A 15,062-nucleotide genomic window follows, 5' to 3' on the forward strand; every position below is an offset into this window, starting at 1 on the left:
ATTTTTAATGAAGAAGAAAAATAAAGCAGGAACGTTTTTCACACCTGTTGTGGCGGTGACGGGAATATTCCTTGCGGTCATAGTTTTCGTATCGCTCTTTGCAAGCGTTATCGCACCGTATGACCCTCTTGCCACAGACGTGAATGCCATATATGCACCCGCCTTTTCTGAGGGACACATTTTCGGAACTGACGGACTTGGCAGAGATCTTTTTTCAAGGCTCATATGCAGTGCAAGAACTTCCATTCTGAATGCCTTTCTTATAGTTGCCATAGAGGTAGTAATAGGTGTTCCTCTTGGGCTTATCTGCGGATACTACAGAGGTCCTCTTGACAGTATCGTAATGAGGGTGTGGGACGTTATAAGTGCAATACCGCCACTTCTTCTTTCCTTTATCCTTATTGCGGTAATGGGAAAGGGCATGATGACAGGTATCATCGCCATAGGCATTTCTTATATCCCTCTTACAACAAAGACCGCAAGATCAATGATAATGACAGAGAAAAAGGCGGTGTATGTTGAAGCCTGCAAATCAATGGGCTTTTCAGACGCAAGGATAATTTTCGTGCATATCCTGCCGAACATCATCACACCTATGATATCGCAGTTCACACTTGATATCGGTACAGCTATCACATCAATGGCGACTCTGAGTTTTCTGGGACTTGGTGTTCAGGCTCCGAATGCCGACTGGGGAACGCTTCTCCGTGACGGCATGGGCAACCTTTATAATAGCTCGGCACTGCTTTTTATACCTGCAATATGCGTAATACTTGTAACAGTATCCATAAACCTTTTCAGCGACGGTGTTCAGAACTATCTCGACCCGTCATCAAGAAAGCTTCCGTCATTCAAGAAATACGAAAAGAAACACGGCATAAAGAAGCTTTCAGCAGTTAAGGCAAACGGGGAGGCGTAAAAGATGAAAAAAGGAAACGTTCTTGAAATAAAAGACCTTTCTGTAGACTTTATGACAGTTAGAGGTATCGTATACGCCGTTCAGGGCGTTGACCTTGAAGTGAAGCAAGGGGAGATACATGGTATCGTGGGCGAGAGCGGCTGCGGAAAAAGCGTAACATCAAAGTCGGTCATAAGGCTCCATAACGAGGAGACCACCAGATATGCAGGAGATATCTACATAAGAGATGACAGCGGCGAGAAAGACGTTCTTGCAATGAGCAAAAAGCAGCTCCGTGATTTCAGGGGCAGCACAGCCGCAATGATATTCCAAGACCCTATGACTTCCCTTGACCCTATCATGAAAGCAGGCGAGCAGATAGCAGAAATGCTAAGGGCGAAGAAAAACTTAAATCGCCGTGAAGCAAGAGAAAAGGTCATCGAGATGTTTGAAAAGATAGGCATAACACCTGCGGAGAAAAGATACGAGCAGTATCCGTTTGAAATGAGCGGAGGAATGTTACAGAGAATAATGATAGCAATGGCTCTTATATGCGAGCCGAAGCTTCTTATTGCAGACGAACCTACCACGGCGCTTGATGTTACTATACAGGCGCAGATACTAAAGCTTATAAAAAAGCTCCAGCAGGAAAGCGGAACGTCGGTAATATTCATCACTCACAACCTTGGTGTTGTGGCTGAGATTTGCGACAGCGTAACTGTAATGTATGCAGGAAAGGCTGTTGAGACCGCAAGCGTTGTGGATATTTTCGACCACCCTGCTCACCCATACACAAAGGCGCTCCTTGAAAGCAATCCAAGAGAGAGCGACACAGAAAAAAGAATGAAAAGCATACCTGGCAGTCCTCCGCTTCTGTATGAAAAGTTCAAGGGCTGTGCCTTTGCACCAAGATGTAAGTATGCTGACGATAAATGCAGAAGCTGCGTGCCTGTTACAGAAAATGTGTCTGAGGGACACAGCACAGCTTGCTTCAAGTGGCGGGAGGTGACATCACAATGAGCAAAGAAAAAGACAGACAGCCTTTTATAAGCGTCAGAGATCTGAAAAAGTATTTCTGCCTTGACAATTACAAGCTTGCAAAGGCAAAGACAAGATATATCCACGCCGTTGATGATGTTAGCTTTGATATCTACAAAGGCGAGATATTCGGCATAATAGGCGAGAGCGGCTCGGGCAAATCAACCATAGGAAGATGCGTTCTGAAGCTTATCGACGTTGATTCAGGCGAGATATATTTTGACGGCAAAAACATAACTCATGTGAGCCGCAAGGAACAGCAGGAGCTGCGTTCAAGAATGCAAATGGTCTTTCAAAACCCTCTTGCTTCCTTTGACCCGAAAAAGACTATACGCTTTAGCCTTGAAGAATCTGCAAAGGTGCATAAGATAAAGCCTGAGGTCTACAAGGCGAGGATAAAACAGCTTATGGAGTATATAGCGCTTCCGGAGGACTTGCTCACAAGATATCCTAAAGACCTTTCGGGCGGTCAGCTCCAAAGGCTTGCAATAGCAAGGGCGCTTATGCTGGAGCCTGATTTCATTCTTGCAGACGAGCCTGTTTCGGCACTTGACGTTTCTGTGCAGGCGCAGATATTGAATCTTATGCTCGACCTGAAAGAGGATAAAGGGCAGACGATACTTTTTATCTCCCATGATCTGAACGTTGTCCGTCACGTTTGCGACAGGATAGCGGTGGTATATCTGGGAGCGGTAATGGAAATGGGTACGGTGGAGCAGGTATATAACAGCGTTGCTCACCCTTACACTCAGGCACTTATTTCAGCAAAGCCAAAGGAACATCCTCTTGAAAATAAGAAGCATATCCTGCTGGAGGGAGATATACCGAACGCAGTGGATATCCCCGAGGGCTGTCGCTTTGCAGGCAGGTGCAGATATTTCAAAGAGGGCTTGTGCGACAACCGCACGCCAAAGCTCAAAGACATTGGAAACGGGCATTACGTTGCCTGTCATTTCCCACTAGGCATTGACCGCAGCAAGACTGCTTCGGATATGTAATAAATCTTTTGAAGAAAGGAAAGTTATCATGAAAAAATTCTCACGCAAGATCGCGGCCGCTGCTGCATTGGCAATAACAGTTTCAAGCTGTATGACAGGCTGCTTCAACAACACGGGTTCCGGTTCAGGCTCAGGTTCTTCAGGAGGAAATTCAGAGACAGTTCTCAGAGTAGGCTATACTCAGGAGCCGTCATCATTTGACCCTGCCGACTTCACTATCGTGGCAGCAACTCTCACAGGTTATGACTGCTATGACACGCTTCTTAACTTCTCACATGACGGCACAACAGTTGAGCCCGCCCTTGCAGAATCCTGGGAGCAGGTTGACGATACTACATACACATACAAGATAAGACAGGGAGTAAAGTTCTCAGACGGCAATGAAATGACAATGGACGATGTGCTTTATTCTCTTAACAGAGTAACAGAAGACAACTATTATATGAGCTATCTTTTTGCAAACGTTGACAGCTTTGAAGCCGACAACGATACTTGGACGCTGACAGTTCATCTTAAGCAGCCTGACTCATCATGGCAGTATGTTCCTGCAACATCAGCCTGCACTATAGTCGAGAAGTCTGTAACAGAGGAGCAAGGCGACAAGTACGGCACTGCTGACGGAAAGACTGTCGGCACAGGTCCTTACAAGCTTTCTTCATGGTCATCAGGAAGCGAGATAGTTCTTGAAAAGAACGAAAACTGGTGGGGCGACCCTGATACTCTCGATATCGACAAGGTAGAATATTACGTTATCGAGGACGAAAGCGCATTAGCACTTGCGGCAAAGGGCGGACAGATAGACTTTGTCGAGGGTATGTCAAACAGCGTTATGTCTGTATATCAGAGCTGTCAGAACTTCAATATCCTCTCATGCGAGGGAACGACTTCAAACTATATCGCATTCAACACAGCTTCAAAGCCTTTTGATGACGAGTGGGCAAGAAAGGCTGTTGCATATTGTATCGACCGTTCTCAGATAACAACAACTATCGGCGGCGATTATGCAAAGCAGTCGGCTGTTGTTCCAATGAGCGAATCCATGATGTATATGGATAAGGATAAGTGGGATTCAACTATCGCCGAAAGCGATGTTTATACTCAGGATTATGACAAGGTAAAGGAATGTCTTGCAAAGTCAAAGTATCCTGACGGCTTTGAGTTTGATTTCTATACGACTTCACAGACGCAGAAGCAGGCTGAGCTTCTCAAGTCAATGGTAGACGCAAGCGGCTCTATCACAATGAATCTTGTGGAAGTGCCTGACAGCGATATCTTCAGCTATATGTTCGGCTACAAGACAAAGGATAACGGCGAGAGATATTACAACGCAGTCGGCACATACATGATGTCAGATTTCCTTGACCCTATGGGAATGTTAAAGACATTATATGCAGGCTCTAACGCTTGCGAGGGCGGAACGAATGAAACACTTTGGACAAGCACAGAAGCAGACGGACTTCTTGACAAGGCGGCTCAGACAACAGACGACGCTGAGAAAATGGGTTACTATACTGACGCATATAAGATATTTGCTGATGAGTGCCCTTACCTTGGACTATACACATCATCTGATGTTTACGCAGTAAGCGACAAGTTCACATATGACCCAAGTCCGATGTTCTGGTATAACTTCAGTTACGCAGACGTTCATGTGGCAAAATAAGAAATAATATGAAAAAAGGAAGTGCGATAATGTATTCATCTCTGGATACCGTGTGGGTTCTTCTCTGCACAGCTTTGATATTCTTTATGCAGGCAGGCTTTGCAATGCTGGAAACAGGCTTCACCAGAGCAAAAAATGCAGGCAACATAATAATGAAAAACCTTATGGATTACTGCATAGGCTCTGTTCTTTTCTGGGTTATCGGCTTCAGCTTTTTGTATGGCGACTCCATAGGAGGATTTATCGGAACGCCAAGCCTGTTCGCAGCAGGAAAGTTTGCAGCCGCAGGAGATCTGCCTAAGCGAGTGTTCCTTATGTTCGCAACTGTCTTTTGTTCAACTGCCACGACTATAGTTTCAGGAGCAATGGCTGGCAGAACAAAGTTCAAGGCTTATCTTACATATTCGGCTGTTATGAGCGGAATAGTTTATCCTATAACAGGTCACTGGATATGGAACAGTGCAGGCTGGCTCAAAAGTATAGGCTTCCACGATTTCGCAGGCGGAACTGCCGTTCACGTTGTTGGCGGAACTACTGCACTTATAGGTGCGCTGCTTGTGGGAGCAAGGATAGGCAAGTTTGATAAAAACGGCAAGGCGAGAGCCATACCGGGACATAATCTCACTATCGGAGCTTTGGGCATATTCATTTTGTGGATAGGCTGGTTCGGATTTAACGGTGGCTCGCTTCTCACCGCTCAGGGCGACAATGCGGCGGCAAAGCTTGGGGATATCTTTTTTAACACAAACATATCTGCGGCGGCTTGCGCAATAGCTGCAATGTTCATCACATGGGTGCGCTACGGCAAACCTGACGTGACAATGACCCTTAACGGAGCACTTGCAGGACTTGTGGCTTCAACCGCAGGCTGTGACACAGTTTCGGCAGGAGGAGCATTCTTTATCGGCATAACAGCAGGCTTTGTAATGGTGTTTGGTGTTGAGCTTATAACAAAGCTAAAGGCTGACGATCCTGTGGGTGCGGTAAGTGTTCACGGTCTTTGCGGAGCATGGGGAACGCTTATGACGGGCGTTTTCGCAAAGAAAAGCGGTCTTATATATTCAGGCAGCCCGAAGGATCTGCTTATACAGCTTGCAGGCGTGCTTTCAGTGGCGGCATGGACAGCGCTTATTATGGTGATAGTGTTCACAGTGATAAAGAAAACAATGGGTCTGAGAGTTAGCGAGAACACAGAGATAGTTGGTCTTGACAAGTGCGAGCATGGACTTTCAAGCAGTTATGCGGATCTTCTCAACACTGCTCAGTTCATCACCGCTGCCGCTGACGAGCCTTCAAAGGTGAGGGCTATAGACGAAGCCTCAGAGCTTAACGCTTCTGACTACAAGGCGGACGGAAAGATGCACAAGGTGGTCGTTCTTATGAACGTCGCAAAGTTCGAGATGCTGAAAAATGCTTTGGATAAGCTTGATATAACAGGTATGACAGTTACGCAGGTGAGCGGCTGTGGAATACAAAAAGGAAGCACTGAGCTTTACAGAGGCTCTGAGCTTGAATCAAGGCTTCTGCCTAAGATAAAGGTGGAGATAGTTATAAGCACTGTTCCTCTTGGACTTCTTATCGACACTATCAGAAAGGTGCTTTATACGGGCAAGATAGGCGACGGAAAGATATTTGTTTATGACGTTGCAAACGTTGTGAAGATAAGAACAGGGGCAGAGGACGAGCAGGCTCTTGAATAAGCTGCCATAATAATTGGAATGGTGGACAAGATATGACTGATGATATGAAATACACTGTGTTTTATACAGACGAAAACGGACAGCTTGTCCCGAATGGGGAAAAGCTTCTGAGCATAACCGAGATAGCAAAGTATCGAAACATACCTACCGAACGGCTTAGATATTACGATAAGATAGGGCTTTTAAGACCTGACTATGTTGACAAGCTCACAGGGCGGAGGTTTTATTCGGCACAGCAGTGTGAAAAGCTTGGCACTATAAAAGAGCTTCGCAGGCTGAACTTATCACTGAAAGAAATAGAGGACTATTTCAGCGACAGAAACCTTGAAAAGTCCGAGCGTGTTCTCAGACAGCGTTATGAGCTTTTACAGCAGGAGATAGCGGATAAGCTTGAAATAAGCTGTGTGCTGAAAGAAAAGCTTAAATTTATCAGAGAGCTTAACAACACAGACTTCAAGCTTGACGACCCTGTTATAAAGGAGCTTCCTGAACGATATGCCCTCAAAGGGGAGAGCAACAAGTTCAGGACAAATCTCACTGGTATAGAGTTTATGAAGCTTGAGGAGGCTATAGGCGGAACTTCACCTGTGCTTGCCACTGATAAGGTGGCAATGACCATAAAAAACTCAGTTGACCCTGACGGTATGGATTCCGAGGTCTGCCCTATGGTGTTCTGCTCGGCAGATCAGGCTGACAAGGAAAGCTTCACAACAGTGGCAGGAGGAAAATACGTTTGCGCTTTTCACAGGAATTGCTACAGCTATTTCGGTGAGCTTATAATGAAAATGCGCTGTCTTGCACAGGAGCATGGCTACACCCTTGGAAGCGTCGGGGTGATGATATACCGTATAGACATAACCCTTACGGACAACAGTGATGAAACTATTGCGGAGCTTCAGTTTCCGCTTATAAAAGAAAGCAGGGAGAAATGATCATGATAGACAGAAATGAACTGCACGCCATGAAAACGGCGGCAAGATTTGATGAATTTGGCAACACAAGATTTCCTACAATGGCAAAGAGAGCCGTTGAGCTTGGATTAGAGCCTGCGGACAGCATTAAAAGCGAGGGCATGAGCTGTTTTGCAAGAACAAATCTCGGCCCTACATACACAAGCCACGAAACTTTTCTCAGAAGTCCTTTCTGCGAGGATATCCATAAGGTGTCGGAATATGACGTTGCAGTGGTGGGTATCCCATATGACAGCGGAGCGTCAAACCGCTCAGGCACAAGACTTGGCCCTGCCGGCATAAGACACGCTTCTTCGCAGATATCCCCTTTCAACCCTGACTATGGCGTTGATCTATACGAAAACATAAAGCTTTGCGACGCAGGAGATATCTACACACTTCCTGCAAATGCCGAAAAGACTTTCGACCAGATAACAAAGGGCATAGGCTATATATTCTCTCAGGGGGTAACGCCTATCGTTCTTGGAGGCGACCACTCTACCACTTTCCCTACGCTCAGGGGCATTTCAAAGTATATCGACGGCAATATCGGCGTTATCCATATCGACCGCCACAGCGATTGCGACGCTATCCAAATGGACGAAAAAATGCACGGCACAGAATGGTATCATTCCACTCACCTGCCTAACCTCAGCGCAAAAAATCTTGTGCAGATAGGCATAGGCGGAAACTGCTGCAAGTCATGGTCAAAATTCACCCGTGACAGCGGCTGTACTGCGATCTCAATGGAGGATATAGACAAGTATGGTATCGACAAGGTGGCAGAGCTTGCCCTCGATATCGCATGGAAGGGCTGTAAGGCAGTGTATGTGAGCCTTGATATAGACGTTCTGGAAGCTGCTTTCTGCCCGGGTACTGGCACACCTGATTTTGGTGGTATGCTCCCGAGAGAGCTTTTAAGGCTTCTCAAGCTCGTGACAGCTCCCGGTATCTGTGGAATGGACGTTGTGGAGGTATCTCCTCCGTTTGATGTGAGCGAGATAACTTCACTTGCGGCGTCAAGATGTATAATCAATGTGCTTTGCAATCTTGCGCTGAACAAGTCGCTATATAAACACTGATAATATTTGTATCTGAAAGAGGCAGCTTATGAATGATCGGCAGCTAAAGGAACTTATACTGGCGGCTAAGGGTAAGCTGCCTTTTGATATTTATTTTTACAACGCAATGATAGTTGACGTTTACAGAGAACGGATAATAGACAGCGGCTCGGTGGGGATAAAAAACGGCATTATCGCCGCAGTTTGCCCTGACTTTGAGCCTAGAGCAACAGAGTTTATTGATTGCAGAGAAATGTATCTTGCGCCTTCTTTTATCGACGCTCATATGCACATAGAGTCCTCAAAGCTCACGCCTTTTGCATACTGCGAGGGCGCAGTGCCACACGGAACGGGCTGTGTATTCTTTGACCCTATGCAGATGTCGAATACTCTTGATCTTAAGGGCATAAAAGCTATATGTGAAATGCTTGGGGAAATGCCCATAGAGAGCTTTTTGCAGCTTTCTTCGCAGTATCTTTCTACTCTGAAAACGCAAGACGATATCACCAATGTTATCAAAGAGTGCAGGGCGAAAACTGTGGGTGAGATAAGCGGTGCTGTGGTCGGGAATGAGGAGATAATAAAGCTTCTCGGTGCGGCAAAAAGGGCAGGTGTAAAGGTGAACGGTCACTGTCCGTCAATGGGATTTCGTGATGTTCAGCAGGCGGCTTGCGCCGGGCTTTGTGACGACCATGAGTGCGAAAGCATAAGCGACCTTGAGCAGCGGCTAGCCTGCGGAATGGCGGTGTTGGTAAGAGAGGGAACTATAGAGCCGAACTGCCGAACTCTTTGCGAGGGGATAGTAAAAAATCATATCCCTACGGACGATATAATGTTCTGCACTGATGACAAGTCTGCGGAGGATATAAAGGAAAACGGCTGTATAGATAATGCTCTGCGCATTGCAGTGAAATGCGGTATTTCCCCTGTGTCAGCAATAAAAATGGCAACTCTCAACGTCGCAAGGCACTATGGTGTTGACGATATCATAGGCTCGGTCGCTCCCTCAAAAAAGGCGAATTTTCTGCTTATGGATAGCCTTGAAAATGTGACAGTGAAAAAGGTCTATCATCAGGGCAGGCTTGTGGCTGAAAACGGCGAGTTTCTTTGCAGGCATGAGTTTGATATAACTTGCTATCCTGAGCTTAAAAACACTGTGATATTGCCCAGAGGGCTTGACAGCCATTCTTTTGAGATAAAAGCAGGCTTTGAGAGGGGCTATGTTACTGCAAATGCAATTGAAATGCCCGAGGGTGGCATAGTCACAAGGCTTGTAAAAGGCAGGCTTGAAGTCAGCAACGGCATTGTATGCGGTGATACAAAAGCCGATATTCTGCCCATATTCGTTGTGGAGCGTTTCGGCAGGAGTGGTGAGATAGGAAGTGGCTTTATAAAAGGTCTTGGCATTAAAAGGGGAGCTGTTGCCGCAAGCTTTGCTCAGGAGAGCAATAATGTCGTTGTATCGGGCGTTGACCCTGCGGATATGCTTTGCGCTGTGAAAGCTGTTGAAGCGAACGGCGGCGGTGCGGCTATGGCTATTGACGGTAAGGTGGCAGGACTTTACTCCCTTCCTGTGGCAGGCATACTAAGCGGTGAAAACATCACAGGCGAGATAAAGGCACAGAAAGCTTTCAGAGAAGCCCTTGCCCTCACAGGCGGAAACATACAGCGTATGACGGTGGTGCTTACAGTGTCGCTGTGTCAGACTATCCCAGAGGTGGGGCTGACGGAAAAAGGGCTTTTTGACGTAAATCAGCAAAGATACATACCCACATTCACAGGCGGTGAAGAATTTGAAGAATAAGCCAGAAAATGTAATAATGACAGAGGGCGACCCTAAGAAAATAATATTCCGATTTGCACAGCCTCTTATATTTGCAAACCTTTTTCAACAGCTTTACAACACCATGGACACCATAATAGTGGGCAAGATAAATGGTGACGAAGTTCTTGCGGCGGTGGGAGTTTCCTTTGCAGTGACAATGGTCATGATAGCCGTTGCAACCGGTACGGGCATAGGAACATCGGTGCTTATAGCGAAATACTGCGGTGCTGGAAACAAGTCAAAGGTCAAGACGGGCATTTCCACTGTGCTGATATTTTCACTTATGGTCGCAGCGTTGATAGCGGTTCTTGGGGTGGTGCTTAGTATGCCGCTTTTAAGACTTCTGAAAACGCCTCAGAATATCATAAATGACGCCGCAAACTATCTGCGGATATATTCCTTAGGTATGCCGTTTATGTTTCTTTACAACGTGCAAGCGTCGGTATTTAGTGCTCTTGGCAACTCAAAGACGCCTTTTCATCTGCTTGTGATGTCCTCTTTGCTGAACATAGGGCTTGACCTTTTGTTTGTAGGGGGATTTTCCATGGGCGTATCAGGTGCGGCATGGGCGACTTTCATTGCTCAGGGAGTATCGGCAGTGATATCGTTTCTGCTTCTTACTGACAAGGTATACATAAAAGACCATGAAAGAGCAGAGTTCAGCTTCTTTTCGGGGGCAGTGTTAAAAGAGATGTCGTCCTATGCGGCAGTATCGGTGATACAGCAGTCAGTGGTGTCGGTGGGAATGTTAATTGTGCAGTCTGCTGTCAATCCCTTTGGCTCGGACGTGCTTGCAGGGTACACGGCGGCTTCAAAGATAGACTCCTTTGCGATAATGCCGTTCATAGCTTGCGGAAATGCGGTATCCACCTACACAGCACAAAATCTTGGGGCAGGCAAAAAAGAGCGTATCAGAGAGGGCTACAAGGCGAGCGTGCTGTTATGCGCAGGCATAGCGGTGATAGAATTTGCAGTGATAATGCTTCTCAGACGGCGATTTTTGGGCTTTTTTATGGACTTGTCAAGCTCCTCAGCTTCCGCCATAGAAACAGGCATGGGCTACATGACAGACCTTGCGCTTTGTTATATAATAATGGGAATAAATTCAAGCTTCAACGGAATGTTAAGGGGGCTTGGGTGTTTGAAGCTGTTTTTATCCGGAAGCATAATAAATCTCACGTTCCGAATTATTTTCACCTACGCTCTAGTATCGGTCATAGGCGTATCGGCAGTATGGCTGTCAATGCCGGCAGGCTGGGTTCTGAGTTTTATTTACGGGAGAGTGGGGTATAGGATCATGTGCAAGAAGAAAGATAGTGCAGGGATAAGCGATATATGATAGGTAAAGCATTAGCTTCCGAGCAGTTGTCAGCGGCTGTTCGGAAGCTGTTTTTATTGTAAAACAAAAAACTCGCAAACCCTCATAAATAAAGGATTTGCAAGCTTTCTAACTTGGTGCGGCAAACGGGACTTGAACCCGTACGTCAAGGACACACGCCCCTCAAACGTGCCTGTCTGCCAATTCCAGCACTGCCGCATTTGCTATTCTTTTCGCTGAACTCTTTCGTTCTGTTTGTGTTCCGTGTCATTCAGCTTAATTATTATAGCATTTATTTTTTCTATTGTCAAGGCTTTTTTTCAAAAAAAATCGACTATTTATAAATATACATATTACATACTTATTTGTATATGGTTAAACTCCGCTATTGACAAATCAGTCAGGCGGTATAACAGTTCTGTTGGGCTAGATATTCTAAACCAAAGCGGAAATTGAGCTGTTCCACCTATACAAAACAGTTTCACTCATTATGAATTTTTTCAACAAAAAAAGGACTTCATTACGAAGTCCTTTAATTATTTGTGTAAACTCAGAATTACTTGAGCTCAACAGAAGCGCCAGCAGCCTCAAGCTTTGTCTTGATCTCCTCAGCGTCAGCCTTTGAAGCACCTTCCTTGATAGCCTTAGGAGCACTCTCAACGAGTTCCTTAGACTCCTTAAGACCAAGACCTGTGATCTCCTTAACAGCCTTGATAACAGCCATCTTAGCATCGCCGAATGAAGTCAGAACTACGTCAAACTCTGTCTTCTCCTCAGCAGCAGCGCCAGCAGCACCAGCAGCTGGAGCAGCAGCAACAGCTGCTGTTACACCGAATTCTTCCTGGATAGCGTCAACAAGCTCTGAAAGCTCGAGAACGGAAAGTTTCTTGATCTCTTCTACAAAATTCATAATCTTCTCTGAAGCCATGATAAAAATCTCCTTTTTATTAAATAATTTTTCGGGTCAAAGCCCATTCGTTAAGCAGCATATAAATTATGCAGCCTCGTTGTCCTTGTCCACAACAGCCTGAAGTGTTGCGGCAAGCTTCTGGATAGGACCCTGAAGGGAACCAACCAGCTGTGCGAGCAGAGTTTCTCTTGAAGGGATCTTCGAGAGAGCCTTAACGCCTGCCTCATCGTAAACGTCCTCACCAATGTAACCAGCCTTGAGGAAGAACTTTTCGTCCTTGCAGTCCTCAGCAAACTTACCGAGTATTCTTGCAGGAGCTGTCTGGTCGTCGTTAGAGATAGCGATAGCTGTTGTACCCTCGAGTACGTTTGTGATACCGTCAAGACCAGCTTCCTTAAGAGCAAATCTCAGGATAGTGTTCTTCTCAACGAAATAACTTACGCCAGCCTCTCTCAGCTCTTTTCTGAGCTTTGTATCCTCTTCAACAGTGATACCCTTGTAATCAACGAGTACGCCTGCAGCAGAGTTCTTGAGCATTTCAACGAGCTGTGCAACTCTTTCCTTCTTAGCGGACAATGTCTTTTCGCTTGGCATTTCAATTTCACCTCTTTGAACTAATTTACGCAAACCGTAAACTAACAAAAGAAAAAATCCCTTTCGTCGCAAGACAAAAGAGATACAAAGTCATAATTACTTTGCTATTCCTTTCCTCGGCTGGACTTCCGCAGTTTCCTGCTGCCAACTGTCTTTAGATACGAATGCTCTAATATTATAACAGACCCTTGACCTTTTGTCAAGAGTCTGTTATGCTTTTGATGTAAACTTTTTGTGAACTTAAATATTTATCTTGTGCTTGTTATACTTGCTTGATATCTTAAGCCTTGCCACAGCCTTGCTGAGAGCCGCCTGCGTGTGATAATATTCTGAAATGCTCTGCTTCTGCCTGAGCTTCTCCTCAGCTCTCTCCTTGGCGGCTTCCGCACGCTTTTCGTCTATCTCCTCAGGACGTTCCACAGTGTCCGCAAGAAGCGTCACATATGACGGCATTATCTCCACAAAACCGTCGCTTACCACCGCATAGTGCCACTGGTCGCCCGTTCTGTAACGCAGCTCACCTGCGTTAAGACAGGTTATCATGGGCTGATGATTAGGCAGTATTCCGAAAGAGCCGTCCTGACCCGGGAATATAAGCTCGTCACATTCTCCCGAATAGAAAACGTGGTCGCTGGCAAGTATTTCAAGCTTGAATGTCTTTACCATTTCAGCTTCTCCTTTCGGTGAGGGTCATCACTCGTTTTCAAGCTGTTTAGCCTTTTCGATAACATCGTCGATAGTGCCTGCGTTAAGGAATGCAGCCTCTGGATATTTGTCCATTTCGCCGTCGATGATCTTCTTGAAGCCTCTGATCGTTTCTTTCAGAGGAACATATTTGCCCTCTATGCCTGTGAAGTTCTCTGCAACATGGAAAGGCTGTGAAAGGAATTTCTGTATCTTTCTTGCTCTGTAAACAGCCGTCTTGTCGGCGTCATCAAGCTCCTCCATGCCCAGGATAGAAATGATATCCTGAAGTTCCTTGTACTTCTGCAAAAGTTCCTGAGTCTTTCTTGCAACTTCGTAATGCTCCTGACCTACTACGTCAGGCTCAAGTATTCTTGAAGTTGACTCCAGTGGGTCAACGGCAGGATAGATACCCTGTTCAACTATCTTTCTTGAAAGCACCGTTGTTGCGTCAAGATGCGAGAACGTGATAGCAGGTGCAGGGTCTGTCAGGTCGTCCGCAGGGACGTATACAGCCTGAACAGATGTGATAGAGCCCTGCTTTGTGGAAGCGATACGCTCCTGCAAAGCGCCCATTTCGTTTGCGAGGGTAGGCTGATAACCAACGGCTGACGGCATTCTGCCAAGAAGTGCAGATACCTCAGAGCCTGCCTGAACGAATCTGAATATGTTGTCTATGAAAAGCAGTACGTCCTGATGTTCCTTATCTCTGAAATACTCAGCCATTGTAAGTCCTGTCTGAGCAACTCTCATTCTTGATCCTGGTGGCTCGTTCATCTGACCGAACACTAGGGCTGTCTTTTTGATAACGCCTGAATCTGTCATTTCGTGCCATAGGTCATTGCCCTCTCTTGAACGCTCTCCAACGCCTGTGAATATGGAATATCCGCCATGCTCTGTGGCAACGTTTGTGATAAGCTCCTGAATAAGCACAGTTTTACCAACGCCTGCACCGCCGAACAGACCTATTTTACCGCCCTTTGCATATGGCGCAAGAAGGTCTATTACCTTTATGCCTGTTTCAAGGATCTCTGTTGCAGGCTTCTGATCTTCAAATTTTGGCGGCTCTCTGTGTATCTCCCAATAATCATCAGCCTTGACAGGCTCGCCGCCGTCAATGCTCTCACCAAGGACATTGAACATTCTTCCAAGGGTAGCGTCGCCTACAGGAACTTTTATGCAAGCGCCTGTGGCAGTGACCTCCATATCCTTTTCAAGTCCGTCGCTTGAAGCAAGCATGATAGCTCTGACAGTGTTGTTGCCAAGCTGCTGAGCCACTTCCATGACCTTTGTCTTGCCGTCAAGCTGTACAGTAAGAGCGTCCTTTATCATAGGTAGCTTGCCGTTTTCAAATTCAACGTCAACGACAGGTCCCATTATTTCAACGATCTTTCCTTTTTCCATTTTAATCTCAACACCTTTC

Annotated in this window: 13 protein-coding genes, 1 tRNA gene and 1 other annotated feature; of the genes, 9 read left to right on the plus strand and 5 right to left on the minus strand. The window is 46.0% G+C overall.

The annotated features are described in order from the left end of the window. Window positions 1–7: 7 nt before the first annotated feature. From AB5123_RS01970 to AB5123_RS02010, 9 genes are read left to right on the plus strand one after another with little or no spacing between them, the layout of a single operon-like run. Window positions 8–919, plus strand: coding sequence for an ABC transporter permease (locus AB5123_RS01970; RefSeq protein WP_117864141.1), 912 nt, complete (start codon window positions 8–10; stop codon window positions 917–919). Window positions 920–922: 3 nt separating this feature from the next. Beyond that, window positions 923–1,918: an ABC transporter ATP-binding protein gene (locus AB5123_RS01975; RefSeq protein WP_022286942.1), complete on the plus strand. Its 996-nt coding sequence runs from the start codon at window positions 923–925 to the stop codon at window positions 1,916–1,918. After that, window positions 1,915–2,934 (plus strand): ABC transporter ATP-binding protein, encoded by a 1,020-nt coding sequence (locus AB5123_RS01980; RefSeq protein ID WP_051706747.1) that lies wholly within the window; start codon window positions 1,915–1,917, stop codon window positions 2,932–2,934. Before AB5123_RS01975 ends, AB5123_RS01980 begins: the two co-directional genes overlap by 4 nt. A gap of 28 nt (window positions 2,935–2,962) precedes the next feature. Further along, complete coding sequence (locus AB5123_RS01985) at window positions 2,963–4,597, plus strand: ABC transporter substrate-binding protein (RefSeq protein ID WP_117891340.1); 1,635 nt, start codon at window positions 2,963–2,965, stop codon at window positions 4,595–4,597. Window positions 4,598–4,626: 29 nt separating this feature from the next. Further along, a complete protein-coding gene (locus AB5123_RS01990; protein ID WP_046441119.1) occupies window positions 4,627–6,297 on the plus strand; it encodes an ammonium transporter in 1,671 nt (556 codons plus the stop codon). 32 nt (window positions 6,298–6,329) lie between these two features. Continuing rightward, complete coding sequence (locus AB5123_RS01995; protein ID WP_117923536.1) at window positions 6,330–7,229, plus strand: MerR family transcriptional regulator; 900 nt, start codon at window positions 6,330–6,332, stop codon at window positions 7,227–7,229. 2 nt (window positions 7,230–7,231) lie between these two features. Further along, entirely contained in the window at window positions 7,232–8,329 is a 1,098-nt protein-coding gene (gene speB / locus AB5123_RS02000; protein WP_051706745.1) for an agmatinase, read from the plus strand. A 28-nt stretch (window positions 8,330–8,357) separates the two neighbouring features. Further along, a complete protein-coding gene (locus AB5123_RS02005; protein WP_278945320.1) occupies window positions 8,358–10,112 on the plus strand; it encodes an adenine deaminase C-terminal domain-containing protein in 1,755 nt (584 codons plus the stop codon). After that, the gene (locus AB5123_RS02010) at window positions 10,102–11,472 is read left to right on the plus strand and encodes an MATE family efflux transporter (protein WP_337812160.1); all 1,371 of its coding nucleotides are present in this window, start codon (window positions 10,102–10,104) and stop codon (window positions 11,470–11,472) included. Before AB5123_RS02005 ends, AB5123_RS02010 begins: the two co-directional genes overlap by 11 nt. Before the next feature lie 114 nt (window positions 11,473–11,586). On the opposite strand, the gene AB5123_RS02015 is transcribed toward AB5123_RS02010, so the two are convergent. From AB5123_RS02015 to atpD, 5 genes are all read right to left on the minus strand, one after another. After that, a tRNA-Leu gene (locus AB5123_RS02015) sits at window positions 11,587–11,670 on the minus strand. A 337-nt stretch (window positions 11,671–12,007) separates the two neighbouring features. Beyond that, complete coding sequence (rplL, locus tag AB5123_RS02020; RefSeq protein ID WP_022288201.1) at window positions 12,008–12,379, minus strand: 50S ribosomal protein L7/L12; 372 nt, start codon at window positions 12,377–12,379, stop codon at window positions 12,008–12,010. Window positions 12,380–12,445: 66 nt separating this feature from the next. Beyond that, complete coding sequence (gene rplJ, locus AB5123_RS02025; protein WP_022288200.1) at window positions 12,446–12,955, minus strand: 50S ribosomal protein L10; 510 nt, start codon at window positions 12,953–12,955, stop codon at window positions 12,446–12,448. 42 nt (window positions 12,956–12,997) lie between these two features. Further along, window positions 12,998–13,131: a sequence feature (ribosomal protein L10 leader region), on the minus strand. A gap of 64 nt (window positions 13,132–13,195) precedes the next feature. Then, window positions 13,196–13,621, minus strand: a complete 426-nt coding sequence (locus tag AB5123_RS02030) for a F0F1 ATP synthase subunit epsilon (protein ID WP_117891383.1) — start codon at window positions 13,619–13,621, stop codon at window positions 13,196–13,198. A 27-nt stretch (window positions 13,622–13,648) separates the two neighbouring features. Continuing rightward, entirely contained in the window at window positions 13,649–15,043 is a 1,395-nt protein-coding gene (atpD, locus tag AB5123_RS02035) for a F0F1 ATP synthase subunit beta (protein WP_138336522.1), read from the minus strand. Between the last annotated feature and the right edge of the window lie 19 nt (window positions 15,044–15,062).

The sequence above is a fragment of the Ruminococcus sp. RTP21204st1_B2_RTP21204_210225 genome, from assembly GCF_040914135.1.
Classification (GTDB): Bacteria; Bacillota; Clostridia; order Oscillospirales; family Ruminococcaceae; genus Hominimerdicola; species Hominimerdicola aceti.